At 74.7% G+C, this 23,433-nt stretch carries 21 protein-coding genes and 1 pseudogene; 10 read left to right on the top strand and 12 right to left on the bottom strand.

Annotated elements, in window-relative coordinates; all coding sequences use genetic code 11:
• Window positions 1–11: 11 nt before the first annotated feature.
• From asnB to IG94_RS0106020, 7 genes are all read right to left on the bottom strand, one after another.
• Entirely contained in the window at window positions 12–1,946 is a 1,935-nt protein-coding gene (asnB, locus tag IG94_RS0106050; protein WP_031032109.1) for an asparagine synthase (glutamine-hydrolyzing), read from the bottom strand.
• 3 nt (window positions 1,947–1,949) lie between these two features.
• Window positions 1,950–3,437, bottom strand: coding sequence for a Wzz/FepE/Etk N-terminal domain-containing protein (locus tag IG94_RS0106045; protein ID WP_052410564.1), 1,488 nt, complete (start codon window positions 3,435–3,437; stop codon window positions 1,950–1,952).
• Between the two features lie 143 nt (window positions 3,438–3,580).
• Window positions 3,581–4,948, bottom strand: a complete 1,368-nt coding sequence (locus tag IG94_RS0106040) for a Wzz/FepE/Etk N-terminal domain-containing protein (RefSeq protein WP_031032105.1) — start codon at window positions 4,946–4,948, stop codon at window positions 3,581–3,583.
• The gene (locus IG94_RS0106035) at window positions 4,938–6,248 is read right to left on the bottom strand and encodes a glycosyltransferase family 4 protein (protein ID WP_372459473.1); all 1,311 of its coding nucleotides are present in this window, start codon (window positions 6,246–6,248) and stop codon (window positions 4,938–4,940) included. Before IG94_RS0106035 ends, IG94_RS0106040 begins: the two co-directional genes overlap by 11 nt.
• On the bottom strand, window positions 6,238–7,557 hold the full coding sequence (locus tag IG94_RS0106030; protein WP_031032100.1) for a nucleotide sugar dehydrogenase: 1,320 nt from the start codon (window positions 7,555–7,557) through the stop codon (window positions 6,238–6,240). The genes IG94_RS0106035 and IG94_RS0106030 overlap by 11 nt, the downstream gene beginning before the upstream one ends.
• Before the next feature lie 70 nt (window positions 7,558–7,627).
• On the bottom strand, window positions 7,628–9,109 hold the full coding sequence (locus IG94_RS0106025) for a sugar transferase (RefSeq protein ID WP_031032098.1): 1,482 nt from the start codon (window positions 9,107–9,109) through the stop codon (window positions 7,628–7,630).
• 501 nt (window positions 9,110–9,610) lie between these two features.
• Window positions 9,611–10,270, bottom strand: a complete 660-nt coding sequence (locus IG94_RS0106020) for a TetR/AcrR family transcriptional regulator (RefSeq protein ID WP_031032096.1) — start codon at window positions 10,268–10,270, stop codon at window positions 9,611–9,613.
• 136 nt (window positions 10,271–10,406) lie between these two features.
• Between IG94_RS0106020 and IG94_RS0106015 the strand changes: the two genes are divergently transcribed.
• Both IG94_RS0106015 and IG94_RS0106010 read left to right on the top strand, forming a co-directional pair.
• Window positions 10,407–11,054 carry an SRPBCC family protein gene (locus IG94_RS0106015; protein WP_043482978.1) on the top strand — a complete coding sequence of 216 codons (648 nt, stop codon included), beginning with the start codon at window positions 10,407–10,409 and terminating at the stop codon, window positions 11,052–11,054.
• A gap of 278 nt (window positions 11,055–11,332) precedes the next feature.
• On the top strand, window positions 11,333–14,032 hold the full coding sequence (locus IG94_RS0106010) for an AAA family ATPase (RefSeq protein ID WP_211269654.1): 2,700 nt from the start codon (window positions 11,333–11,335) through the stop codon (window positions 14,030–14,032).
• 91 nt (window positions 14,033–14,123) lie between these two features.
• On the opposite strand, the gene IG94_RS0106005 is transcribed toward IG94_RS0106010, so the two are convergent.
• Window positions 14,124–14,525, bottom strand: coding sequence for a hypothetical protein (locus IG94_RS0106005; RefSeq protein ID WP_031032086.1), 402 nt, complete (start codon window positions 14,523–14,525; stop codon window positions 14,124–14,126).
• A 116-nt stretch (window positions 14,526–14,641) separates the two neighbouring features.
• Window positions 14,642–15,346, bottom strand: a complete 705-nt coding sequence (locus tag IG94_RS0106000) for a DJ-1/PfpI family protein (protein WP_031032085.1) — start codon at window positions 15,344–15,346, stop codon at window positions 14,642–14,644.
• A 230-nt stretch (window positions 15,347–15,576) separates the two neighbouring features.
• On the opposite strand from IG94_RS0106000, the gene IG94_RS0105995 reads away from it, so the two are divergent.
• From IG94_RS0105995 to IG94_RS0105980, 4 genes and pseudogenes are all read left to right on the top strand, one after another.
• A complete protein-coding gene (locus IG94_RS0105995; protein WP_078892167.1) occupies window positions 15,577–16,365 on the top strand; it encodes a FadR/GntR family transcriptional regulator in 789 nt (262 codons plus the stop codon).
• Window positions 16,366–16,530: pseudogene (locus tag IG94_RS40215) on the top strand (galactonate dehydratase); the annotation flags it as partial. It lies immediately after the preceding gene.
• Window positions 16,531–16,752: 222 nt separating this feature from the next.
• Entirely contained in the window at window positions 16,753–17,385 is a 633-nt protein-coding gene (locus IG94_RS0105985; protein WP_031032077.1) for a bifunctional 4-hydroxy-2-oxoglutarate aldolase/2-dehydro-3-deoxy-phosphogluconate aldolase, read from the top strand.
• 97 nt (window positions 17,386–17,482) lie between these two features.
• Entirely contained in the window at window positions 17,483–18,478 is a 996-nt protein-coding gene (locus IG94_RS0105980; RefSeq protein ID WP_043482975.1) for a sugar kinase, read from the top strand.
• A gap of 71 nt (window positions 18,479–18,549) precedes the next feature.
• On the opposite strand, the gene IG94_RS0105975 is transcribed toward IG94_RS0105980, so the two are convergent.
• Window positions 18,550–18,975, bottom strand: a complete 426-nt coding sequence (locus IG94_RS0105975; protein ID WP_031032072.1) for a hypothetical protein — start codon at window positions 18,973–18,975, stop codon at window positions 18,550–18,552.
• Window positions 18,976–19,176: 201 nt separating this feature from the next.
• Between IG94_RS0105975 and IG94_RS0105970 the strand changes: the two genes are divergently transcribed.
• Window positions 19,177–19,725: a hypothetical protein gene (locus IG94_RS0105970; protein WP_031032070.1), complete on the top strand. Its 549-nt coding sequence runs from the start codon at window positions 19,177–19,179 to the stop codon at window positions 19,723–19,725.
• A gap of 99 nt (window positions 19,726–19,824) precedes the next feature.
• Here IG94_RS0105970 and IG94_RS0105960 read toward each other — a convergent pair whose 3' ends face one another.
• Window positions 19,825–20,628: a thioesterase family protein gene (locus tag IG94_RS0105960; RefSeq protein ID WP_031032067.1), complete on the bottom strand. Its 804-nt coding sequence runs from the start codon at window positions 20,626–20,628 to the stop codon at window positions 19,825–19,827.
• A 184-nt stretch (window positions 20,629–20,812) separates the two neighbouring features.
• Between IG94_RS0105960 and IG94_RS0105955 the strand changes: the two genes are divergently transcribed.
• Genes IG94_RS0105955 through IG94_RS0105945 form a run of 3 tightly spaced genes read left to right on the top strand, consistent with a single transcriptional unit; the run spans window position 20,813 to window position 21,855 of the window.
• Window positions 20,813–21,040 (top strand): hypervirulence associated TUDOR domain-containing protein, encoded by a 228-nt coding sequence (locus tag IG94_RS0105955; RefSeq protein WP_031032066.1) that lies wholly within the window; start codon window positions 20,813–20,815, stop codon window positions 21,038–21,040.
• Window positions 21,041–21,062: 22 nt separating this feature from the next.
• On the top strand, window positions 21,063–21,404 hold the full coding sequence (locus IG94_RS0105950; protein WP_031032065.1) for a DUF3140 domain-containing protein: 342 nt from the start codon (window positions 21,063–21,065) through the stop codon (window positions 21,402–21,404).
• Complete coding sequence (locus tag IG94_RS0105945) at window positions 21,397–21,855, top strand: hypothetical protein (RefSeq protein WP_031032063.1); 459 nt, start codon at window positions 21,397–21,399, stop codon at window positions 21,853–21,855. The genes IG94_RS0105950 and IG94_RS0105945 overlap by 8 nt, the downstream gene beginning before the upstream one ends.
• Window positions 21,856–21,909: 54 nt before the next feature.
• On the opposite strand, the gene IG94_RS0105940 is transcribed toward IG94_RS0105945, so the two are convergent.
• The gene (locus IG94_RS0105940) at window positions 21,910–23,286 is read right to left on the bottom strand and encodes a cryptochrome/photolyase family protein (protein ID WP_031032062.1); all 1,377 of its coding nucleotides are present in this window, start codon (window positions 23,284–23,286) and stop codon (window positions 21,910–21,912) included.
• Window positions 23,287–23,433: the final 147 nt, after the last annotated feature.

The raw sequence follows: 23,433 nt of genomic DNA, 5'->3' as shown, positions 1-23,433 counted from the left end.
GCGGCGCGGCGTCATGTCGTCGGCGAGGGGGCCCGGCCCGCCCCGGAGACGGCGCCGCGGTACCAGTACTCGAGCGTCAGCACGTGCCACAGGTGCTTGGAGAAGTCCCGCTGCCCCGCGGCGTCCTCGGCGACCAGCCGCCGCAGCGCGTCGCGGCGCAGCAGCCCGGAGCGGACCAGCTCGCCGTCGTTCACCACCTCGCGCACCAGCGGTGCCAGGTCCCGGCTCATCCAGGCCCGCAGCGGGGCGCTGAACAGCCCCTTGGGCCGGTACACGATCTCCCGGGGCAGCACCGATACGGCCGCCTCCTTCAGGACGGCCTTGCCCTGCCGTCCGACGATCTTGCGGTCGCCGGGCACGGCGAACGCCGCCCGCACCACCTCGACGTCCACGTACGGCACCCGCACCTCGGTCGACGCGGCCATGCTGGCCCGGTCGGTGTAGGCGAGGTTGAGGCCCGGCAGGAACATCCGGGCGTCGCCCAGGCACATCCGGTTCACGAAGTCGTCCAGGTCGTTGTCCCGGTAGACGTCGGCGTGCTCGGCCAGCACGTCCTCGACCGTCCCGGCCAGGTCCGGATCGAGCAGGGCGAGCAGCTCCTCCCGGTCGTACATGGTGTAGCTGCGCCGGAACGCCGTCTCCTCCGGCAGATCGGCGAAGGAGAGGAACCGTTTCGCGAAACGCACCGACCGGTACCCGCGGCGGCTCGACGCGACCGGCAGCCGGTCCACCGCCGAGGACACCCCGCGCCGCAGGGGCCGCGGGACGCGCCGGTAGCGCACCGCGAGCACGTTGGCCAGGTGCTTGCGGTACCCGGCGAACAGCTCGTCGGCGCCCATCCCCGAGAGCATCACCTTCACCCCGGCCTCCCGGGCGGCCGAGCAGATCAGGAAGGTGTTGATGGCGGCGGGATCGCCGATCGGCTCGTCCAGGTGGTACGTCATCCGGGGCAGCAGGTCGAGCACGTCCGGGGCGATCTCGATCTCGTGCAGGTCGACGCCGAACCGCTCGGCCACCCGCCGGGCGTGGCGCAGATCGTCCGGCATCGCCTCGAACCTGGCGTCCTCGGCGCGGAAGCCGATCGTGTAGGCGGAGAGCCCGGGCCGCTCGCGCGCCGCCAGCGCGGTCAGGTAGCTGGAGTCGAGCCCGCCGGAGAGGAAGGCCGCCACCGGCACGTCCGAGAGCAGGTGGCGCCGGGTCGACTCCTCGACGACGGCGGCCAGGTCCGGCGCTTCGCCGCTGCGGGCGCGCTCCCGGCCCTCCGCGGCGACGTCCTTCAGGTTCCAGTACCGGCCGCGCTCCACCCGGCCGTCGGGCCGGCACCGCAGCCAGCTGCCCGGCGGCAGTTTCTCCGCCTCGCGGAACGCGCACCGCGAGTCCGGCACCCAGTAGTACAGCAGCGAGGCCACCAGCGCCGCGTGGTCCACCTCCAGGGACCCGCCGGTCACGGCCGCGAGCGCCTTCAGCTCGGAGGCGAACACCAGACCCGCGCCGCGCCGCAGCAGGAACAGCGGCTTGACGCCGAGCTGGTCGCGGGCGAGCACCAGGTCGCCGGTGCGCTCGTCGAAGACCGCGAACGCGAACATGCCGCGCAGCCGGGGCAGGCACTCCGTGCCCCAGCGGCGCCAGGCCTCCAGGAGCACCTCGGTGTCGGAGGTGCCGCGGAAGCGCACCCCGGCGGCCGTCAGCTCGGCGCGCAGCTCGGGCGCGTTGTACAGCTCGCCGTTGTAGGTGAGGGCGAGGCCGCCCGAGACCATCGGCTGGGCGCCGGTCTCCGACAGGTCGACGACCGCCAGCCTGCGGTGCCCGAGCTGCACCTCGCCGTCGCCGACGGGGTGGCTGTACCGGCCCGCCCCGTCCGGCCCGCGATGGGCGAGGACGTCGGTGAGCCGGTCGGTCACCGCCTTGCCGTCCGGCCACCCGTAGGTGCCTGCGATGCCACACATGATCTACCGCGCCTCCTGCTCGCCGTCCGCGACCCGTGCGACCGGCGCCGGCGGCCGCTCCGCCCGGGTCCGTGCCGTGCCGTTGTGCCGGTCCGGCCGCTCGTCGTGGCCGCGTGCCGCCGCGTGCGGCCCGTCCCACAGCACGCCGTCGGTCCGGTCCCGCGGATCGGGGTCGAGCAGCACCACACCGAGCACCGTGACGCGCAGGTCGGCGAGGTGCCGTGCCACGGTGTGCAGCCACGCCGTGCCGGCGTGCCCGGCGCGTACGACGAGCACGGTCCGGGAGCCGAGGTGCGGGAGGTCGGTCCAGGCCGTGCCGGGCGCGACCGAGCCGACGCCGAGCAGGCGCACCCCGGCGGGCTCGGCCGCCGCGCGCTCGGCGCCGACCACGGTGGGTCCGCCGGACCTGGCGCGGGCCCGGGCGAGTGCCGGGCCGGGCAGGCCGTCGACGACGACCACCGGGCCGTCCGCCGCCAGGGCCCCCGCGACGTCCAGGGCGATCAGGCTCGTGCCGCGCGCGCAGCCCAGCTCCAGGAGTGACACCGGTTCCGCGGAGCCGCGCACGGTACGGGCCAGGGTCGCGGTGAGCCGGTCGCGGGCCGCGCGGGTCCGCCGCCGGCCCCGCCCGCCCGGCCCGCGGGGCACCCGGCGCAGTTCGGCGAGGACCGAGGCGCCCAGGTGCGCCGCGACGTCCCGGCGCAGCACGGGGCGGTCCGCCACCACCGAGCCGACCGCGGCCAGCGCGAGCCCGAGGACCAGGCCGAGGGCGAGTCCGATCCCGGCGTCGGTGGCGGCGGCCCGGACCGGGGAGTGCCGCACCGCGTGCGGGGCGTCCACGATCTGCGTGCCGGCGACGACCGCGGGCGTGCCGGTGCGGGCCTCGGCGGAGCGCTGGTCGAACTCCGCGATCCGCGAGTCGAGTTCGGCCCGGCGGGCGAAGAGCGACTCGATGCTCGCCGACGCCTTCGGGTCCTCGGCGTCGGGCGACCGGTCGCCGATCGCCTCGTTGACCTCGGCGAGTTCGTCCCGCATGCGGTCGCGCTGGTCGAGCAGGGCGTCGGCCTCGGCCTCGGCGCTCTGCCGCATCCGCCGCACGTGGTCCGCGACGAACGCGTCGGCCAGCGCCCCGGCCCGGGCCACCGCCTCCGCGTCGCTGCCACCCGTCACGTCGATCCGCAGCAGGTTGTTGGTCAGGCCGGTGCCCCGGTAGTCCCGCATGAACTCCTCGGGCTCCTCGGACGAGCCGAGGGCCCGCAGCGCCTGGCCCGCGATCCGCGTGGTGCCCAGCAGTTCGACGTCGGTACGGATGAGCGTCCCGGTGTCGTTCGGCTGGTCGTCCTTGTGCGCGACCAGGACCTTGGCCACCGCGGCCGGCGACGGCGGCAGCAGGACCGCCACCGCCGCACCCGCCAGCAGCCCCAGCAGGGCCAGCGAGCACCACAGCCGGCGGCGCCTGCGCACCGCCACCACCAGCGCGTGCAGGTCGACCAGCGGAACGGCGGCCGGCGACTGCGCGGCCGTACGCGTCGTGTCCGCCGTGTCCGTCGCAGTCGTCGTACCCGACGGGCCCGGCGAACTCGTCGCGCCCGTCGCGGCCTTCGTGTTCCTGGTGTCCGTCGAGGTCACGTCCGTCGTCACGCGGTACCCCCCGTCGTGCCGCCCCCCACCGCGACGGCCGCGGTGCCGTTCTGTGCCGGCCGCCCGGCGGAGCGCGTCGTACGGGTCCGTACCGGCCGGGCGACGACCACGCCGACGACCTCGTGCCCGCCGTCCGCACAGGCCTCGGCGAGGTCGGCGAGCTGCTCCGCGGTCCGGCTGCCCGCGCTGAGCACGACCAGCGCGCCGGACTCCGTGTCGCGGTCCGGCACCACGGGCCGCTCCACCGCGACGTCCACCACCCGCAGCACCGGATCGCCCCCGGCCTCGGCGACGAGCTGCCCGGCGGCCCGGCGCGCGACCTCGTCGCCCTCCGGTACGAGCACCAGCAGCGCCGGGGCGGACGGCACCCGCTCCCGGAGCCGGGCGCACACCCGCCGGTGCCGGAGCCGCAGCCCCGCCTCGTCGCCGGACGCCCGGGGAACCGGCACGTCCCACCGGGCGTCGGCGCCAAGGAGCCGGCGGATCCGGGCCCGCGCGCCGCGCGCCGCCGGCCGGTCCGCGCGCCGCCCGGCCGGCACGTCGACGGCGCCCAGCGGCACCGAGCCCAGCGCCGCCGCGGTCTCCGCCTCGGTGCGCGGCCTGCGGCCGGCCCGGGCGGCGGCGAGATGGCCGGCCACCGCGAGCAGGAAGAACAGCAGCGCCCCGCCGGCCACGAACTGGAGCCGCGTCGGCGGTGCCTCGCCGGCCGGGCGGGTCGCAGGACCCATCACGACCAGCCCGGCCGCGTTGTTCGCCGGGTCGGCCTGCTCCAGCTTCTCCATGGCCTCCTGCAGCGCCGAGCGCAGCTTCTCCAGCTCGGTGCGGGCCTGCACGCTCTCCACCGTCTGCCCGGGGTCCGCGGCGCCCGCCAGCTCGCTGATGCGGCGGTTGGTCTGCGACACCTGCTGCCGCAGCGCCCCGGGCCCCGACGCCGCGCCGGGATCGGTGTCGCCGCCCGCGATCCGTGCGGCGAACGAGACGAACTCCCGGGCCGCCTCGTCGGCGAGCCGCTGAGCGCGTCCGGGGGAGTCGTCCGTGCCCGAGATCCTGATGATGTTCCCGTCGGCGGCCTCGGCGCTCACCCGCTCGCGCAGCTCGGCGCCGCCGAGTCCCGGCCGGTCCAGTGCCTCCGCCACGCGGTCGACCACCGTGGAACTGGTGGCGATCTCGACCTGCGTCACCAGCTCGCGCTCCTCCCACTGGCCCGGCAGCAGGACCGAGGCCGACGCCGTCCAGCGCGGCGGGAACAGCACCGAGACGCCGTAGCCGGCCAGCGCGCCGGCCACGGCGAGGACGGCGAGGAACCGCAGGCGGCGGCGGAGCAGCCGTCCGATCGTGACCAGGCGTATCGCGTCATCGCTCACCGGTGGGGCCCCCTCCCCGCCCGGGCCGGGGTGCCGGCGGAGTGCGGTCGCCGCAGGCGGCGGCGTACGCGGTGAGCAGCGCGGCCTGCGAATGGCGCCAGGAGAGCCGCCCGTTGATCCGTTCCCGGCCGATCTCGCCCATCCGGGCCCGCTGTTCCGGATCGTCCAGCAGCCGCGCGACGAGTCCGGCGAACTCCGCCTCGTCGTTGGCGGTCGCGTAGACGGCGGCGTCACCGGCGGAGACCCGGGCCTCCCTGAGGTCGAAGGAGACGATCGGGCGGCCCATCGCCATGTACTCCAGAACCTTGTTCATGGTCGACACGTCGTTGAGCGGATTGCGCGGGTCGGGGGAGAGGCACACGTCCGCGGTGGAGAGGTAGCGCACCAGCTCGGCGTCCGGGACCCGCCCGGTGAACTGCACCTGCTTGTCGAGGCCGAGGGCGCGGGACAGCTCCACCATCGCGTCGAAGGCGTCGCCGGAGCCGACGAACACCGCGTGCCAGTCGGTCCGGCCGTGCTCGTCGCGCAGTTTCGCCAGGGCCCGCAGGGCGTAGTCGACGCCGTCCTGGGGGCCCATGACGCCCAGGTAGCACAGCAGATGGGGCTTGCCCCGCTTCAACTCCGGCTCGGGCGGCACCGGTCGGAACCGGTCGGACGCGGGGGCGCTGCGCACCACGTACACGTCCTCGGGCCGGCGCCCGCCGCGGCGTACCGCGACGTCCTTGTAGCTCTCGTTGGTGGCGAGCACGACGTCCGCGGCCCGGTAGGTCAGCCGTTCCAGCGCGCACACGGCGCGGTAGAGCAGGTCCTTGCCGCGCCCGAACCGCGAGAGGTACAGCTCGGGTATCAGGTCGTGCTGGTCGAAGACGAACCGGGCGCCGCGCCGCTTCAGCCACAGGGCCGGCAGGAACAGCAGGTCGGGCGGGTTGCAGGCGTGGACCACGTGGACCGGTCCGACCCGGCAGGCCAGCCGCGCCGTGTGCCACAGCGCCGCGCCGTACTCCCGCAGGTACCCGGCGGGGCCGCCGGTGGCCGCGCGCAACGGGTAGCGGTGGATCCGCACCCCGTCGATCTCCGCCTCCGCCTCGGTGTCCCGCTTGCTGCCCCGGGGGCAGATGACGTCCACCGTCCAGCCCGCGTCGCGCAGTGTCGTGCACTCCTGCCAGACCCGCCGGTCGAAGGGCACCGACAGGTTCTCCACCAGGATCAGCGCGCGCCGGCCCGGCCGCCGGCCGCCGGGACCGCCGCCGGGCGGGGTGTCGCGGGAGGTTCTGCCGCCGGACGCTCTGTCACCAAGCAAGGCCCACGTACCCCGGTTCGGTCCGGCGCGCGTCGGCGTCGGGAAGGTGGACGAGGTCGATCAGCGCCGGGCCGCTCCCGCCGTGCGGCAGCGCCGACAGCACGGCCGGGTCCCTGGTCCCGACCAGGCACACCTCGGCGTGCTCCAGCACGTCGCCGACGGAGTCCGCGAGCAGTTGCGCGAGGTGCGGCAGCCGGGTCTCCACGTACTCGCGGTTGGCGCCGAGCAGCCGGGACAGGCTCACGTTGGCGTCGTGGATGCGCAGGTCGTAGCCCTTGCCGAAGAGCCGCTCCGCCAACTCGACGAGCGGGCTCTCGCGCAGGTCGTCGGTGCCGGGCTTGAAGGACAGCCCGAACAGGCCCACCCGGCGCTTCCCGGTGCGCTCGACCAGCTCCACCGCGCGGTCCAGGTGCGCGGAGTTGGAGGGCAGCACGTGGGAGAGGATGGGCACCGAGACGTCGGCCCGCCGCGCCGCGTGGACCAGGCTGCGCAGGTCCTTGGGCAGGCAGGAACCGCCGAAGGCGAAGCCGGGCCGCAGGTAGGCGGGGCTGATGTTCAGCTTGCGGTCGGCCAGGAACACGTCCATCACCTGGTGCGAGTCCACCCCGAGCGCCTGGCACACCGCACCCAGCTCGTTGGCGAAGCCGATCTTGAGGCCGTGGAACGCGTTGTCCGCGTACTTGATCGCCTCGGCCGTCGGAACCGGCACCCGGAACACCTCTCCGGGCAGGCCGTCGTAGAGCGCCGCCACCACGTCGCCGCTCGCCGGGTCGAGTTCGCCGACGACGGTCTTCGGCGGGTCGAAGAAGTCCCGCACGCTCGTGCCCTCGCGCAGGAACTCCGGGTTGACCGCGACGCCGAAGTCCACCCCGGCCGTGCCGCCGACGTACTTCTCCAGGATCGGCACCAGCAGGTTCAGGCAGGTGCCGGGGAGCATGGTGCTGCGGAAGACGACCGTCTGCCGTCCGCCCCGCTCGGCCAGGGCCGCGCCGATCTGCTCGGTCACCCGCTCCAAGTAGGTCGTGCACAGGCTGCCGTTGGGCTCCGACGGCGTGCCCACGCAGACCAGCGACACCTCGCTGTCCGCGATCGCCTCACGCACGTCGGTGGTGGCGCGCAGCCTCCCCGTCCGCACGACCTCGGCGACGAGTTCCCCGATCCGCTCCTCCACCACCGGGGCCCGGCCGTCGTTGACCAGGTCGACCTTCACCCGGTTCACGTCCACCCCGACGACCTCGTGCCCCATGTCGGCCAGGCACGCGGCCGACACACAGCCCACGTAGCCGAGCCCGAAAACGCTGACTCTCATGACCCGTTCCTCCCCCCAGGCAGGCCCCGGCGGCCTGCGGTCCGTGCACCGGCCCGACGTACCCGGCTCATCAGTAGGCCCCCTGTCCGAGGAGCACCGCGCGCAGGGTCTTCCACAAGATCACCGTGTCCAGGGCGAGCGACCAGTCCTCCACGTACCGCAGGTCCAGCCGGACCGCCTCCTCCCACGGCAGGTCGCTGCGTCCGCTGATCTGCCACAGGCCGGTGAGGCCGGGTTTGACCAGCAGCCGTCTTCGGATGTCGGGGCCGTACGCGGCGGACTCCTCCGGCAGCGGGGGCCGCGGGCCGACGAGCGACATCGATCCGGTCAGTACGTTGAAGAGCTGGGGGAGTTCGTCGACGGAGTACCGGCGCAGCACCGCCCCCACCCGGGTCACCCGCGGGTCCCGGCGGAGCTTGAACAGCAGGCCCGCGCCCTCGTTGCGGTCGGCCAGCGCGGCCCGCGCCCCCTCGGCCCCGGCGACCATGGTGCGGAACTTGACGATGGTGAACTCGCGGCCGTCCTTGCCGACCCGGCGCTGGCGGTAAAGGACGCCACCCCGGCTGTCGGCCAGGACGAGCAGGGCGACGAGCACCATCAGCGGTGCGAAGGCGACCAGCAGCAGCGTGGCGCCCACCCGGTCGACGACTTCCTTGACCGCGCGCCGGCCGCCGGTGAAGGCCGGCATGCTGACCCGCAGCAGCGGGATGCCGAGCACCGCGTCCACGTGCAGCCGGGGGCCGGCCACCTCCATCAGCACGGGCGCGACGACCATCTCGGCGTCACTGCCCTCGAGGTTCCAGGCCAGCCGCTGCAGCCGGTGCGGCGACCAGTGCGGGTCCGGTGTGACCGCGACGACCCGGTAGCCGTGGCGGTGGACGTGGTCGGCGACGTCCGCCAGCGGGCCGACGACCGGTACTCCGTCCAACTGGTCGCCGCCGGGTCCGCGACCGCCCGTCAGGCACACCGCGTCCACCCGCCACCCGAGGTGCGGGAACCTCCGGGTCCGGGCGATCAGATCGCTGACGGTGGCGGGGCTCCCGGCAGCGAGCACCGGCCTCAGGCAGCGTCCCCTCTTGCGCTGCCGGTGCAGCCGGACGCGCAGCGAATAGCGCGCGATCATGGTGACGACCGCGATGGCGGGAATGGCGACGAAGATCCAGAGTTTGATGTTGCGCGAGGTCAGCGCTATTCCGCCGAGCGCCAGCACCACGGTCGCCATGAACAGTGAGCGGCCCAGCCGGCGGAATTCCTCGGCGCCCTGGCCGAGTACCGCCGGGGACCACGAACGGCTCACCGCGAGCGCACCCAGCACCAGCACCTCGGTGCCGCACGCCAGGATGACCCACTTGTCGTGCCAGTCGGCGGCGTCCCGGACCCCGAAGAAATTGCCGATGCCCGCCGCCACGGTGGCGGTGGTCACGGTGTCGCTGGTGATCACGGTACGGCGGTACCGCTGCTCCCAGTCCGTCCCGGTCCGGTCGACCGCCCCGTTCACGTCCACGGGCCCGCCCGTGGACGTGAACGGGCTGAGCAGTCCCCCTTGTCGCACAGAACCCCCCAGGTCCCCAGTGGTACGACGTATTCGCCCAACACTGTTGTGTGCATCTCGGGAGGCCCCCGCCTCCCTGCGCCGCGCCGCTCCTCCCCACGGGAGGCCCCCGCCTCCCCGCGCACGACCTGCCGGCTGCTCCCCATCCCCGACGCGTGGACCCGGCTGCCTGTTTTACCGGCAGTCGCACCCATAGATCATCATTGGTCGCCTCATGTCCGAACAGCTGAAGCACGGTCAATCTAGACCATCGGAACCAGTATGTAGAGAGGATGTGTGCAATTCGTGAGCATGCTTTGAGACTTGTTCCACCGGCCGTCGCGGGACCGGCGCCCCTAGGTGGTGATCGCCGACGCGAACCGTGGAATGCGGCCGGAATCCTGGTTCGGTGTTCCCCCGCACCGAGAACCTTGTGATCCAGGAGAATTCGATGTTCCGCGCCACCCGCATCGCATTGTCCCGTCGGCGGTCCGTGGCTCCCGCGGCCGGCGAAGGCCCCGGTCAGGCGTCTTCGAGCCGGGCCACACGGGTGAGGATGGCGTCCGCGATGCTCTCCCCGGGCCACGGGAAGGTGCGGCTCACGGCGCGCTGCTGGGCGAGCCCGTGCAGGCAGAGCCAGAGGGTGACGGCGTCGAGCCGCGGGTCGGCCGCCGAGGACTGGCCCGAGGCGACGCAGTCCGCGAGCGTGTCCGCGACCACGCCCAGGGCCGTCGTGCCGAGGCCGGTCAGGTCCTCCTCGGTCAGTGAACTGCCGTCGAGGGTCGGCATCCAGAGGCCGCCGAACATCGTGCGGTAGCGCCCGGGGTGGCGCTGCGCGTAACCGAGGTAGGCGCGGCACAGGGCGCGGAGCCGGTCCCGCGGGTCGTCGCCGGCCCGGTGGACGGCGGTGCGCAGGTGCCGCTCCAGTGCGGCGAACTCCCGCCGGACGACGGCCAGCATGATCGCGGGCTGGTCGGCGAAGTGCGGATAGATCGAGGGTGCGGAGATCCCGACCCGGCGGGCGACCGATCGCAGGGTGATCGCACGCTCGTCGCCGGTCTCGTCCAGCAGCGCCGCGGCGGCGAAGACGATGTCCTCCCGCAGTCGGCCGCCCTCGCCCCGCCGGTTGCGTGCGCGGACTCGCGGGGGTGGTCCCGGCGTTGTCTCCTCGGCTTGTCTCATGCTCGTAACCTTACGACGCAAAACTTAAGGTTGTACATGCTTGTGTGCCGCCTTATTACGCCCGTAGGCTTACGTCTGTAAGTTCCTGCGGAATCCACTGCCGAACACTCGGCTCCCTACAGAAGGAACCCGATCCATGTCCCTGACCCGTTCCCGTTTCGCCAAGCACACGACGGCGCTCGCCCTCTGTCTCGCCGCGGCCGGCACGGTCCTCGCGGCCACCGGGCCCGCGCAGGCCGCCTCCGGCCGCCACCACGACGGTCACACCGGCGCGATCGAGTGCCGCGGGCAGGGCACCGACCCCGACGCCGTCGTCCGCTACCGCTCCCAGATCCTGATCGACGCACCGCTGAGCACCGTCTTCAGGACGCAGACGGACGTCGAGCAGTGGCCGACCTGGCAGGACGCCGTCTCCACCAGTGAGCGCCTCGACCACGGACCCCTGCGTCCGGGCTCCGCCTTCCGGTGGACCACCCCGGTCCCGGCCACCCCCGCCACGCCCGCGACGACCCTGGAGGTCACCTCGACCGTCCAGCAGCTCCGGCGCGACCAGTGCGTCCGCTGGACCGGCCCCGCGACCAGCGAGGCGATCCACATCGACGAGGGAACGCACGTCTGGACCTTCACCAAGGTCAGGGGCGGCACCCTCGTGCGCACCGAGGAGACCTGGACCGGTGACCAGGCCGAGGCGGACGTCGACCTCTCGACCGAGGCGCTCGGCGCGGGCCTGGAGGTCTGGCTGAAGGACCTCAAGGCCGCGGCGGAATCCCGCGCCGGCTGCTGACCCGTCCTCTCCCCGGCCCCGCCCGGCGCGGGGCCGGGACCCCGGCCGCCTCCCGTGCCGTCCCGGCCGACTGCCTGCCTGTTGTGCCGGGAGGGGCGCTTCCACGAAGGACGACCCATGAGCCGCATCCCCCCTCGGCCCGCCCGCATCCCCTCTCGGCCCGCCCGTATCCCCCCTCCTCGGCTCGCCCGGAGCCGCCTCGGGCGGCCTCCCTCCGGAGCGCCCGGCGGTCACGTGCGGACGCCCGGACTGCCGACGGGACCGCCGTGAAGCCTCCCGTGACCGGCTCCGCCGCGCCACCCCGCGGGCCGGGGGCCCGACTCGTCGGCCGACGGGACGAGATCGCGCACATCGACGAGCTGACCGGTGCCGCGCGCGCGGGCCGGGGCGGGGCACTGGTGCTGCTCGGCGAGGCGGGCATGGGCAAGACCGCACTCCTGGAGCACGCCCGGACGGCCGGCGGCCTGCGGACCGTCCGGGCGTCCGGGGCGCAGTACGAGGAGGAACTGCCGTTCGCCGCCCTCCACCACCTGTGCGCGCCGCTGCTGCCGCGCCTCGCGCAGCTGCCCGCCGAGCACGCCGAGACCCTGCGGAACACCTTCGGTCTGGGCGCGGAGGCGGCGGACGTGTTCCGCATCGGCCTCGCGGCCCTGGCGCTGCTGTCCTCGGCGGCCCGCGAGCGTCCGCTCCTCTGTCTGATCGACGACGCGCAGTGGCTGGACAAGGCGTCGTTGAAGGTACTGGCGTTCCTCGCCCGCCGGGTCGCCGGCGAACCCGTCGCCCTGCTGTTCGCCGTCCGCGGCCCCAGTGCGTCCGGCGAGCTGGACGAGCTGCCCGGCCTGCTCCTCGGCGGGCTGAGCGACACCGACGCCCGGACGCTGCTCTCGGCCCCGAGCCACGTGACGCTCGACGCCCGGGTCCGCGAGCAGATCGTCGCCGAGGCGGGCGGCAACCCCCTGGCCCTGCTCGAACTGCCCCGGGCCGGCGGGTTCGCGCCGCCGGACACCGCGTCGGTGCCCACGCGGATCGAACGCGGTTACCGGTCCCGCCTGGTCGGTCTGCCCGAGGGCGCGCGACTGCTGCTGACCGTCGCGAGCGCCGACCCGACGGGTGACCCGGGCCTGCTGTGGCCCGCCGCGGGGCGCCTGGGGATCGACCCGGAGGAGGCAGGCGCGGCGGCGACCGCCACCGGGCTGATCGACTTCGGCACCCGCGTCCGCTTCTGCCACCCGCTGGCCAGGTCCGCGGTCTACCGGGCGGCGGACGCCCGGCTGTGCCGGCTGGCCCACCGGGTGCTGGCCGAGGTCACCGACCCGGCCGCCGACCCCGACCGGCGGGCCTGGCACCGGGCCCAGGCCTGCACGGGCCCCGACGAGGAGGTCGCCGCGGAACTGGAACGATCCGCGGCCCGGGCCCGCTCGCGGGGCGGAACGGCGGCCGCGGCGGCCTTCCTCGAACGCGCGGCGGCCCTGTCGCCGGGCGCCGGCGAACGGGCCGAACGGACGCTCACCGCCGTGCGGGCCCACGCCGACGCGGGCGCCGTCGACGCGGCGGCACGGCTCCTGACCACCGTCGAGGACACCGCGCCGGACACCGGCCGGCAGGCCCGCGTCGACCTGTTGAGGGGCCGGCTCGCCTTCCTGCGGCGCACCGACGAGAGGGGCCCCGCCTTCGTGCTGCGCGCCGCGCGGCACCTGGCGGACCTCGACCCCGAAAGGTCCCGCGACTGCTTCCTTGACGCGGTGGAGATGAGCCTGGTCGTGGGCCGGGCCACCGGTGTGATGGACAGGGTGCTGGCCGAGGCGCGGTCCGCACCGCCGTCGACCAGCCCCGACGTCCTGGACGCGTTGATCCGGCTGGCCGCGGACGGGCACCGGGCCGCATACCCGCTGATGCGCAGCGTCCTCGACGGCGACACCACCCCCCTGTGGACCCGCCGTCCCGCGCTCGCCGCCATGCTCGCCGGTGAACTGTGGGATCCGCACACCCACGCGACCATCGCCGAGTGGCTGGTGCGCGCCGGCCGTGACGCCGGATCGCCGCACCTGCTGCGCCTGGGACTCGCCCAATCGGCGTCCTACGCCGTCCTCACCGGCGACCTCGGACGGGCGATGGCGGCGATCGCCGAGGAGGAGGCGATCGCCGACGCCACGGACGGCCACCCGGTGACCTATCACCGGCTGCAACTTGCCGCGATGCGCGGCCGCCGGGAGGAGGCGCTGCCGCTCTTCGCGTCGGTCACCGCCGCGGCGCGGGCGACGGGCGCCGGACAGCTGATCGCCAACACGCACTGGGCGAAGGCGCTGCTGCACAACGCCCTCGGCGACCATCCGACCGCGCTGGACGCGGCCCGGCAGGCCGTGGCCGACGGCGACCTCTTCCTCGCGGGCTTCTCCCTGCCCGAGCTGATCGAGGCGGCCGTCCGCTGCGGCGAGCACGCGACCGCCGTCACCGCCCTCGCCTCGCTGACCGAGCGCACCGACGCCGTCGGCACTCCCACGGGTCTCGGCATCGCCGCGTACGCGCGGGGCCTGGTGACCGGCGTCGAGGACGACTACCGCCAGGCCGTCGAACACCTCGACGAGAGCCCGCTGGTCCCGTACCGGGCCAGGGCCCGCCTCCTGTACGGGCAGTGGCTGCGCCGGGCGCGGCGTGGCCGGGAGTGCCGTCAACAGCTGCGGCTCGCCCACGAGATGCTGACCGACGTCGGCGCCGAGGCGTTCGCCCGGCGGGCCGCCGGGGAACTGCGTGCCGCGGGCGAACCCGCCCGCACCCGCTCCGGGCCCGGCCTCGTCGGGCTCACCGAGCAGGAGGTCTGCATCGCCCGGCTGGTCGGCACCGGCGCCACCTCCAAGGAGGTCGCCGCCCGGCTCTTCCTCTCCCCGCGCACCGTCGACGCCCACCTGCGCAACATCTTCCGCAAGCTCGGCATCGGCTCCCGCAGGCAGCTCCGCGACCTTCCCGGCCTCGGCGGCTGATTGCGCGGGGGCTCCCCGGCTGCGGCCCGTGGCAGGCGGCGGTGCCGCGATCCGCTTGCGCGGATCGCGGCACCGACCGCCCTTCCCGTCCTCAGTGGTGGCCGTGCGGCCGCAGCCACCCCGGCCGGTGGGCCGCCGGCCGACGGTGCCCGGCGGCCTCGCTCCCCGCGTCGGTGGTCGAGCCGCCGTCCTCCAGCCGGCCGGCCAGTACGTCACGCTCCGTCGCGGCCTGCTTGGCGGACTCCCGGTCCCTGCGGCGCTTCTTGCTGCGGTGGCGCGCCAGTACCGTTCCGGCCAGGAGCATCCACATGCCCAGGCCGAAGATCAAGGTCAGGGCGATACCGCCGAGGAAGGCTCCGAGCGTACTGATCGTGAATGGATCGCTCCCCAGGAGAGTCACCGTGTAGTCCGGACCGCCGGACAGGTTGTACGCGATCAGCAGGCCCGCGAAGGCGGCGGCGCCCGCCATGAGCAGGAGACCCAGCACCAGCATGTTTCTCACCTCGTCGCATGTGGATGTCCGCCGTTCGAGTCACCAGTGAGGAAAAGGGTGAAACACCACAAAGGGGATTGAGGTCGGAAGGTGCCCGGAGTCTTCACGGGCGGGTGTCAGAACGGGGCGGGTTCGGGGCCCTCGGCGCGCCAGACGGTGCCGCGGCGCTCATGGGCGAAGAGCTCCTCCACGGCGTGCGCGATGCGCGGGCCCACCTCCCGTTCCAGCAGGTAGAGGGCGAGGTCGAGGCCGGAGGTGACGCCGGCCCCGGTGACGAGGTCGCCGTCGTCCACCACGCGGGCGCGCACCGCGTGCACGCCGGTGGCGTCGAGCGTGTCCAGGCCCATGTGGTGGGTCGTGGCACGGCGCCCCGCCAGGAGCCCGGCCATGGCCAGGACGAGTGAGCCGCCGCAGACGCCCGCGACCACCACCTCGGGATGGACCATCGCCTCCTTGAGCAGCGCGGGCAGACGGGTGTTCAGGGTGCGGCCCAGCAGTACGGGAATGGACTCGTCCGCTCCCGTGGATCCCGGTGTCCCGGCACCGTCGGCGGGGGCGTCGGTGGGGGCGTCGGCGGGGTCCCCCACCCGCCCGGACGCGCCGGGGATCACGATCAGGCCGGGGCGGTCCGGGGCGAGGGCGGCCGTGGCGCGCAGGGCCAGCCCGCCGGTGCCGCTCACCACCTCGCGCGGCCCCTCGGCGGAGACCAGCTCCACCGTCACCGCGCCCCCCGAGGCGGTGCCGCCGGCGGTCAGCACCTCGTAGGGGGCGACGACGTCGAGCGGGTCGAAGCCGTCGAACAGGATGATCTGGGCATGCATGGAGAGACCCTCCGGGGGTGGTTCGGTGTGGAGTGGACAGGTTCCGAACGTACGAGCCGGACGCCCCTGCTCCCAGAGGGAAAAGTGACGGCTGCCGACGGGATGGGGCCAGGAGGGAAGGGCGTGCCGCCGTCGAGGATGGGGATTCGTGGAAGCCCTCTTTGAAGTGATGAGAATAAATTAGTAATAAATATTGACGAGGGGTTCCCGGCCGGGGGAGGGTCAGCGGCATGACTCCCTACGCCCGCCGCGGCGTGCACGGCCAGACCGTGGAAGCCCTCGCCCGCCGCATCCTCGGCGGACGGATCCCCGAGGGTGCCACGCTCGACCTGGTCGCACTCCGGAGCGAGCTGGACGTGAGCCTGACCGCGCTGCGCGAGTCGCTGAAGGTGCTGGCCGCCAAGGGGATGATCGACGCCCGTCAGAAGCGCGGCACCTTCGTCCGCTCCCGCGCCGACTGGAACCTGCTCGACGCCGACGTCCTGCGCTGGCGGTTCGAGGGTGCCGACGGCAACGGCCGCGACCAGGCGCTGCTGCACGACCTCGCCGAGATGCGGGCGATCGTCGAACCGGCCGCCGTCCGGCTCGCCGCCGCCCGCCGCACCGACGCCGACCTCGCCGCGCTGGACGCCGCGCTGGCCGCGATGGCGGAGCGGGACGCGGGCCCGGCCCGCGCCGTGGACGCCGACCTCGCCTTCCACCGGGCCCTGCTCGCCGCCACCCACAACGAACTCCTCGAACGCATGCGGGCGGTGCTGGAGTCCGGACTCGCCCACCGCGACCGCATCGTGCACAGCTCCCCGCACAGCGGCGACCCGGTACCGGCGCACCGGGCGGTCCTGGACGCCGTCCGCGACCGCGATCCGGACGCGGCGGAGGCCGCGATGCGCGCCCTGCTCGACCAGGCGCACCGGGACCAGCGCCGCGTCGGCGACGTCACCCGCGTAAGCGACGTAAGCGACGTAAGCGATGTCACCGACGTCGGTGACTCCGACGACACGGAAAGGCTGTCCGGCTAAGTGAAGATCACCCGCATTGAGACGTTCCTCGTTCCGCCCCGCTGGCTGTTCTGCCGGGTGGAGACCGACGACGGCGTGGTCGGCTGGGGCGAACCCGTGGTCGAGGGCCGCGCCGAGGTCGTCCGCGCCGCCGTCGACGTCCTCGCCGAGTACCTCGTCGGCCACCGGGCCTCGGCGTCGACATCGACGAGAAGGCCGTACGCGCCGCCGACCGCGCCGGGCACGCCTGGCGGAACCCGGTGTGGCGGCACCCGGACGGGTCGTTCGCCGAGTGGTGACCCCGACCGCCCCCCCTGTCCCCGTCCCAGGCGGGGCGAGCCGGCGCCTGACCGTCGCCGTCGCCGCACGACCGACCGACCCGCACCAACCCGAGAAGGAGGCCCGCCAGTGGACCTGCGAGCCGCCCTGACAGCACACCGCCTCGTCGCCATCGTGCGCGGAACCGACCCCGACGCCGCGCTGCGCACCGTACTCACCCTGACCGAGGAGGGCGTGGAACTCGTCGAGGTCTCCCTGACCGGCGCCGACGCCCTCCGGGTCATCGAGCGGGCCAGGGCCGCCCTCGGACCCGGCAGGCCCCTGGGCGCCGGCACGGTCCTCACCACCGAGGACGCCCGTGCCGCCCACCGGGCGGGCGCCGACTTCGCCGTCACCCCCGGGCTCGGCGAGGGCGTCAGCGAGGCCCGCGAACTGGGCATGCCCGTCCTGGCCGGTGTCATGACGCCCACCGACGTCATCATGGCCCGCACCCTCGGGGCCGCCGCCCTCAAGATCTTCCCGGCGGCCCAGGCCGGCGGGCCCGACTATGTGAAGGCACTGCGCGGACCGTTCCCCGACGAACCGCTCGTACCGGTGGGCGGCGTCGACGAGGAGGCGGCCCGCGCCCACCTGGCGGCCGGCGCCACCGCGGTCGGTGTCGGCTCCCCGCTGATCGGCGACGCCGCCGACGGAGGCGACCTCGACGCCCTGCGCAGCCGGGCCAGGGCGTTCCGCGCCGCTGTGCGAGAGGCCCGGCCATGAGGCGCGCACACGGCGACCGGCGTACCGCGCGGCTCGTGACCGCGGGCACGGAACGAGGCGCGCCCTCCACCACGGCCACGGCGACGGGGGAGCGGGCATGAGCGCCGTGCGTCCCTGGCGCCCACCACGCGGCCCGGTGGTCTGCGTCGGGGAGACGATGGCCGCCATGTCCCCGGCCCCGCCCGACACGCTGGACGGCGCGGAGTCGGTGCGCCTGTCGGTGGCAGGAGCCGAGTCGAACGTCGCCATGTACCTCGCCGACCTCGGCCTGCCCGTCTCCTGGCTCTCCGCGGTCGGCGACGACGCGCTGGGCCGCCGGGTGACGGGGGCCGTCGGCAAGGCGGGGGTCGACGTGTCCGGCGTGCGCACCGACCCCGGCCGGCCGACCGGCCTGCTGCTGAAGGACCCCGACCCGGACGGCACCCGCGTGCACTACTACCGGAAGGGTTCCGCGGCCTCGGCCCTCGGCCCCGGCGTCCTCGACGACGAACGGGTCGGCGCGGCGGCCCTGCTGCACCTGACCGGGGTGACCCCGGCCCTCTCCCCGTCCTGCCGGGCCCTGGCGGAACGGGCCCTGCACACGCCGCCGCACGAGCGCACCCACGCCGTCAGCTTCGACGTCAACCACCGCCCCGCGCTGTGGCCGCCGGACACGGCGCCCTCGGTCCTGCGCGACCTGGCCGACCGCGCCGACATCGCCTTCGTCGGCCTCGACGAGGCGCAGGGCCTGTGGGGCGCCGGTCTCGCTCCCGCCGACGTGCGCGGGCTGCTGAGCGGTCCGCGCGTCCTTGTCGTCAAGGACGGCGGGCGCGGCGCCACCGCGTTCACCGACGAGGGTGTGTGCACGGTGCCCGCGCCGGCCGTCGAAGTGGTGGAGCCCGTCGGCGCGGGGGACGCGTTCGCCGCCGGATTCCTCGCCGGCCTGTGGCGGGGCCCCGGCCTCACCGGGGCGCTGCGCCTCGGCCACATCGCGGCGGCCTCCGCGCTGACGGTGGTGGGCGACCACGGCCCCCTGCCCGAGGAGGCCGCGATCGAGGCCCTGCTGGCCCGCCCGGACGACGACTGGAACACGTCGGCGCCCCTGCGCCGCTAGACCGGCAGCCGTCGTCCACGCCGCTGGACCGGCAGCCGTCGTCTAGGCCGTTGGACCGGCCGCCGTCGCCGTCACCGGCACCGGCGCTGGATCCCGTCGACGACGAACCCGATCCCGATGCCCAGCATCCAGGTGTCCTTCGCCAGGGCGGTGCCCTCCTGCGTGGGGCGCAGGCCGCCCTCCTCCCGCATGCCGGGCGTACGCAGGTACAGGCCCAGGAGACCGGCGGAGAACGCGGTCAGGCCGGCACCCGCGAGGGCCGTCGGAACCACCGGCAGGAGCAGCGCGGCGCCGAGCGCGATCTCGCCGGCGGAGAGCAGCCGGACGAACTTCCCGGGCTCGACCTTCCCGAGGAAGGGATAGGTGTTCTTCGCCATCCCGTGCATCATCGCGGCGGTCTGCTCGTCGGCCCCGCGCTTGGCCAGACCGGAGTTGAGAATGAAGGCCCCGGTCGCCAGTCGCGGGGCGACGTGCCTGAGTTCGACGGGCAGACGCATGGGAACTCCTAGAGGCGTTTCCTCGACGCACCGGTCGGTACCGGTCGCACCGGTCACGCTAGGGCGCACGGCGACCGCCCGCCCGGCGAGCGGCCCGGCGCTGCTCCGACCGGGGCACGGCGGCACCCCGCCGAGTACGCCCGGGCCGGTATCCGGGGTTACTCCCGCCGCCGGACGTCTTCGCCGCCGTGCCCCGGCAGCGTGGGCGGGGTGAAGAAACTCAGCCGCCCCGCACGCCGGGGCCTCCTCGTCGTCCACGTCGTCGCCTCCGCGAGCTGGCTCGGGCTCACGCTCGGACTGCTGGCGCTGGGCGCGACCGCGGCCACCACCGCCTCCCCGACCGCGGTGGAGGCCAGTGTCCGCTCAATGAAGCTGTTCGCCGACTGGCTGCTGCTTCCCCTCGCCCTCCTCACCCTGACGAGCGGTGTGGTGCTCGCCCTGGGCACGCAGTGGGGTCTGGCCCGGCACCGGTGGGTGTTCACGAAGTTCTGGCTGACCTCGGCCACCACCGTCGCCACGGTCCTCGCGCTGCGGCCCGGCGTGAACTCCGCGGTCGCCGCGGTCGCCGCGGGCGAGGCCCTGCCCGACGCGGGGGACGTGCTGGCCGGTCCGGTCGTCTCGCTGTCCGCGTACGTCTTCATGACGGTCATCTCGCTCCTCAAGCCCTGGGGCCCGACGCGGCGCGGACGCAGGGAGCGGGCCCGTCGGCCGGGAGCCCGCCCCGGCGTCTCCCGGGCGGGCACGGCATGAACGCGCGCCCGCGCATCGCCGCCCGGCTGCCCCTGTCGCAGACGGCCGAGGCCCACCGCAGGCTGGAGGCGGGCGGGGTACGCGGACGCCTCGTCCTGACTACCGGGGCAGCGGCCGGACGGTGAGCAGCTGCTGGGCGTGGCCCACCGGACCGTCCACGTCGTGCAGCACGGTGCTGGTGATGCCCTGTCCGGTCGGTCCGAAGACGACGGTGGTGTCGAGGCCGGTCCAGCCGCCGCGCGGCGCGCGGTGCAGGTGCAGCGTCAGGTCGACGTTGGGGAACATCCACTCCCGCGGCGACTGCCGCACCGCGATGCCGTTGGCGGTGTCGACCAGCGCGACGTAGGAGGCCAGCGGGCTCGCGCTCTCCCCGGCGACCAGGCCGAGACCGGTGGAGACCCAGGCGGTGGTGCGGCCGGGGGAGGGCGGTGCGAGCGGACGTACGTCCAGGGAGGCGATGTATCCGCCCGGCCACTCGGTGTCCATCGGCCAGCGCCCGAGCGTCTCCGGCGCGGCGAGGCGGTCGGCGCCGCCACCCGCGACGGCGCTCGTGTCCACGTCGGCCAGCAGCCAGGCCCTGGCGCGGGCCACCGACCGGCCCGCTATGAGCACGGTCGCCTCGACCAGCTCGATCGTGCGTCCCGGGCGGACGGTCTCCACTCGTATCTCGCACTCGTCCAGCGCCGGACGGCCCAGGATGTCGAAGCTGATCCGGCTCATCGACAGGTCCGCACCGGCACGGCCCGCCAGATGGCGGTCGACGGCGTGCACGATCAGGCCGCCGAGCGGACTGAAGTGCTGTTCGTCCGCGCTCCACGCCCCGCCCGCGTGCGGGGTGGGCTTGTAGCGGTGCTCGTCGATCCGCTCGTAGTAGCTGTCCGGGGTCGCTGTACTGGTGTTCAACGGGCTGCTCCTGGAACGACGACGGCGGCGGTGACGGCGACGGACCCGGGCACGGCGGCGCCGGGGCCGTGACCAGGATAGTTCGGCCCGGGACCCCGGCCCCCGGCCGAGTGGTCCGCCACGGGCTGGGAACCCGGGCGGCCGGGGGAGAGCCAGGGGGGCACGCGCGACAAGGAGCAGGACGATGGCGAAGAACCGCGACGACGGCGAGAACCTGAAGAAGGGCGACAAGGTCACCTGGAGCAGCCACGGCTCCCGCACCGAGGGCGAGGTGGAGAAGAAGATCACCGAGCGCACCGAGGCGGCCGGCCGCACCGTGGACGCCTCCTCCGACGATCCGCAGTACCAGGTCCGCAGTGACAAGTCGGGCGGGTCGGCGGTCCACAAGCCGTCCGCGCTCAAGAAGAAGTGAGCCGGAGAGGGAGCGGGGCGCCATGGACGGCGACGAGCAGAGGGAAACCCGGGACGAGTTCCACGAGCTGGTGAACTTGACACCGGCCGAACTGGACACGTGGCTCGACAGCGACGAGTCGCGGGACGCCGGGCACCACCAGGACGGGGGCGAGTCCGTCGGACACGCGTCCGGCCGCCGGATCGTCGAGATCCTGCGGAAGAACAAGGGCGACCTCACGGACGACGACTACGAGCACATGCGCAAGGTCGTCGGCTACGTCCACCGGCACCTGGCCCAGCGCCCGTCCGGCGACGTCGGGGACACCCGGTGGCGGTACTCGCTGATGAACTGGGGCCACGACCCGCTGGAGCACCATGGATGACGACGGGCACCGGCGCCCCGAGGGCGTCAGCGACGAGACGGTCGAGGCCCTCGGCTCCCTGTCCAAGGCGCTGGAGACGACCGAGTGCGCCCGCGGCCACCTGTTCGCGTTCCACCAGCTCACCGGCTCGGCGGACTTCGAGCTCGACCGCGCGGTCGAGCTGCTGCGCGCCGCCGGACACGAGGACTGGGCGGAGCGCGTCCGCACGGAGCTCGTGGGCCGCAACGTCATCCCCGGCCACTGGACGTTCCAGATCGTCGAGGCGTACGACCGGACCTACTACCAGGCCTTCAGGGACCTGGAGCGGTCGGCGGTGGACCGGCTGGCCGGGGGCCGCGGCCACCTGTACGAGGCGGAGCTGAAGGAGGCGCGGCGGACCCGCGACCACCCGGACCACACCCCCCGCCCCGACGGCTCCGCCACCCGCACGCCGGACGGCCCCGCCGGCTGAGACGCCCGAGTGCCGGGCCCGCCACTGCGCCCTTCCGCCGGGGCGCGGCGGGCGTCAGTCGCGTCCGCGGGCCCGCTTGAAGCGCTCCAGGCCCTCCGCGAGGCCGACGATCGGGTCCGGGTACGCGCCGTACGCGGACCGCTCGGCCTCCGGCAGCCGCCACGGCTCGTGCACGGACCGCCCCTCGAGACCCGCCAGCTCGGACACCCAGCGCCGGACGTACACCCCGTCGGGATCGAAGCGCCGCGCCTGCGTCGTCGGGTTGAGGACGCGGTGCGGGCGGGTGTCGGTGCCGGTGCCGGCGGTCCACTGCCAGTTCATCTGGTTGTTGGCCACGTCGCCGTCCGCGAGCAGGTCCAGGAAGTGCCGGGCGCCGATCCGCCAGTCCACGTAGAGCGTCTTGGTGAGGAAACTGGCGACCAGCAGGCGGCCCCGGTTGTGCATCCAGCCCTCGTGCCGCAGCTGGCGCATCGCGGCGTCCACGATCGGGTAGCCGGTCCGCCCGTCCTTCCACGCCGCCACGTCCGCCTCGGCGGCGGCGCCGGTGCGCCAGCGGTCCCGCCGGGTGCGGTAGTCGGCCGCGGAGCTGCGCGGGCGCGCGGACAGGACCTGGGCGTGGAAGTCCCGCCAGGCCAGCTGCCGCACGAACGCCTCGGCGCCGGGGCCGCCCCCGCGCCGGGCGCGGTGCACCAGCTCGACGGGGGAGAGGGCACCGAAGTGCAGGTGCGGGGAGAGCCGGGAGGTGGCGTCGCCGGCCAGGTCGTCGTGGTGGTCCGCGTACCCGGTGACGCCGCCGCGCAGCCAGGCCGACACCCGCTTCCTGGCCTCCCGCTCCCCGCCCCGCGCCAGTCCCGGTGACAGTCCCGCCAGGTCCTCGCGGGCGGGCAGCGGCTCCGAGCGGAGGCCGTCCGGGACCCGGACCTTCCGGGGCGCGGCCAGGGCGTCCCGGACGGAGCACTCGGCCCAGCGCCGGAAGTACGGCGTGAACACGGCGAAGTGGTCGGAGGCGGCCGGGGTGACGGCCCCCGGGGCCAGGACGGTGGTCACGGCGTCGTGGACGTGCAGCCGGCGGCCCTGTGCCTCCAGCGCGGACCGCAGCGCCTCCTCGCGCCGGTGCGCGTGTCCGCTGACGTCGGCCGCCACGTGCACCTCGTCGGCCTCCGCCTCCGCGGCGACCGCGCACACCTGCGCGACCAGGTCGCCGGAGCGGACGATCAGCCGCCCGCCCCGCTCGCGCAGGCCCGCGTCCAGGTCCCGCAGACAGTCGGAGAGCAGGGCGAGCCGGTTGGGCGCGGCGAAACCGGCGGTGTCGACGGCCCGGTCGCGGACGAACAGCGGCACGACGGCGTCGGAGCCGTTCAGGGCCGCGCGCAGCGGTGGGTGGTCGTGCAGCCGCAGATCGCGGGTGAACAGGACGACCGACGTGGTCATGTGACTCCTCGCGCGGGGGTGTCGGGCGACGCTACCGGAGGGACGGCCGCCCGGGCCGGGGACGCGCGGGGACGCCCGACACCCCTCGCAACGCGGTGCTCAGCGACGACGGACAACCGTGCCGGCCCGGGACGCACGCGACTGCGG

It is taken from the genome of Streptomyces olivaceus, from assembly GCF_000721235.1.
GTDB lineage: Bacteria > Actinomycetota > Actinomycetes > Streptomycetales > Streptomycetaceae > Streptomyces > Streptomyces olivaceus.
The sequence above is the reverse complement of the archived record's forward strand: the minus strand, read 5'-3'. Positions and strand labels throughout refer to the sequence as shown.

Bases quoted from the DNA above. Each gene is read 5' to 3' on its own strand.
- asnB (WP_031032109.1), bottom strand. From the start codon at position 1,946: ATGTGTGGCATCGCAGGCACCTACGGGTGGCCGGACGGCAAGGCGGTG.
- IG94_RS0106030 (WP_031032100.1), bottom strand. From the start codon at position 7,557: ATGAGAGTCAGCGTTTTCGGGCTCGGCTACGTGGGCTGTGTGTCGGCC.
- IG94_RS0106020 (WP_031032096.1), bottom strand. From the start codon at position 10,270: ATGAGACAAGCCGAGGAGACAACGCCGGGACCACCCCCGCGAGTCCGC.
- IG94_RS0106015 (WP_043482978.1), top strand. From the start codon at position 10,407: ATGTCCCTGACCCGTTCCCGTTTCGCCAAGCACACGACGGCGCTCGCC.
- IG94_RS0106005 (WP_031032086.1), bottom strand. From the start codon at position 14,525: ATGCTGGTGCTGGGTCTCCTGCTCATGGCGGGCGCCGCCGCCTTCGCG.
- IG94_RS0106000 (WP_031032085.1), bottom strand. From the start codon at position 15,346: ATGCATGCCCAGATCATCCTGTTCGACGGCTTCGACCCGCTCGACGTC.
- IG94_RS0105995 (WP_078892167.1), top strand. From the start codon at position 15,577: ATGACTCCCTACGCCCGCCGCGGCGTGCACGGCCAGACCGTGGAAGCC.
- IG94_RS0105980 (WP_043482975.1), top strand. From the start codon at position 17,483: ATGAGCGCCGTGCGTCCCTGGCGCCCACCACGCGGCCCGGTGGTCTGC.
- IG94_RS0105975 (WP_031032072.1), bottom strand. From the start codon at position 18,975: ATGCGTCTGCCCGTCGAACTCAGGCACGTCGCCCCGCGACTGGCGACC.
- IG94_RS0105955 (WP_031032066.1), top strand. From the start codon at position 20,813: ATGGCGAAGAACCGCGACGACGGCGAGAACCTGAAGAAGGGCGACAAG.
- IG94_RS0105950 (WP_031032065.1), top strand. From the start codon at position 21,063: ATGGACGGCGACGAGCAGAGGGAAACCCGGGACGAGTTCCACGAGCTG.
- IG94_RS0105945 (WP_031032063.1), top strand. From the start codon at position 21,397: ATGGATGACGACGGGCACCGGCGCCCCGAGGGCGTCAGCGACGAGACG.
- IG94_RS0105940 (WP_031032062.1), bottom strand. From the start codon at position 23,286: ATGACCACGTCGGTCGTCCTGTTCACCCGCGATCTGCGGCTGCACGAC.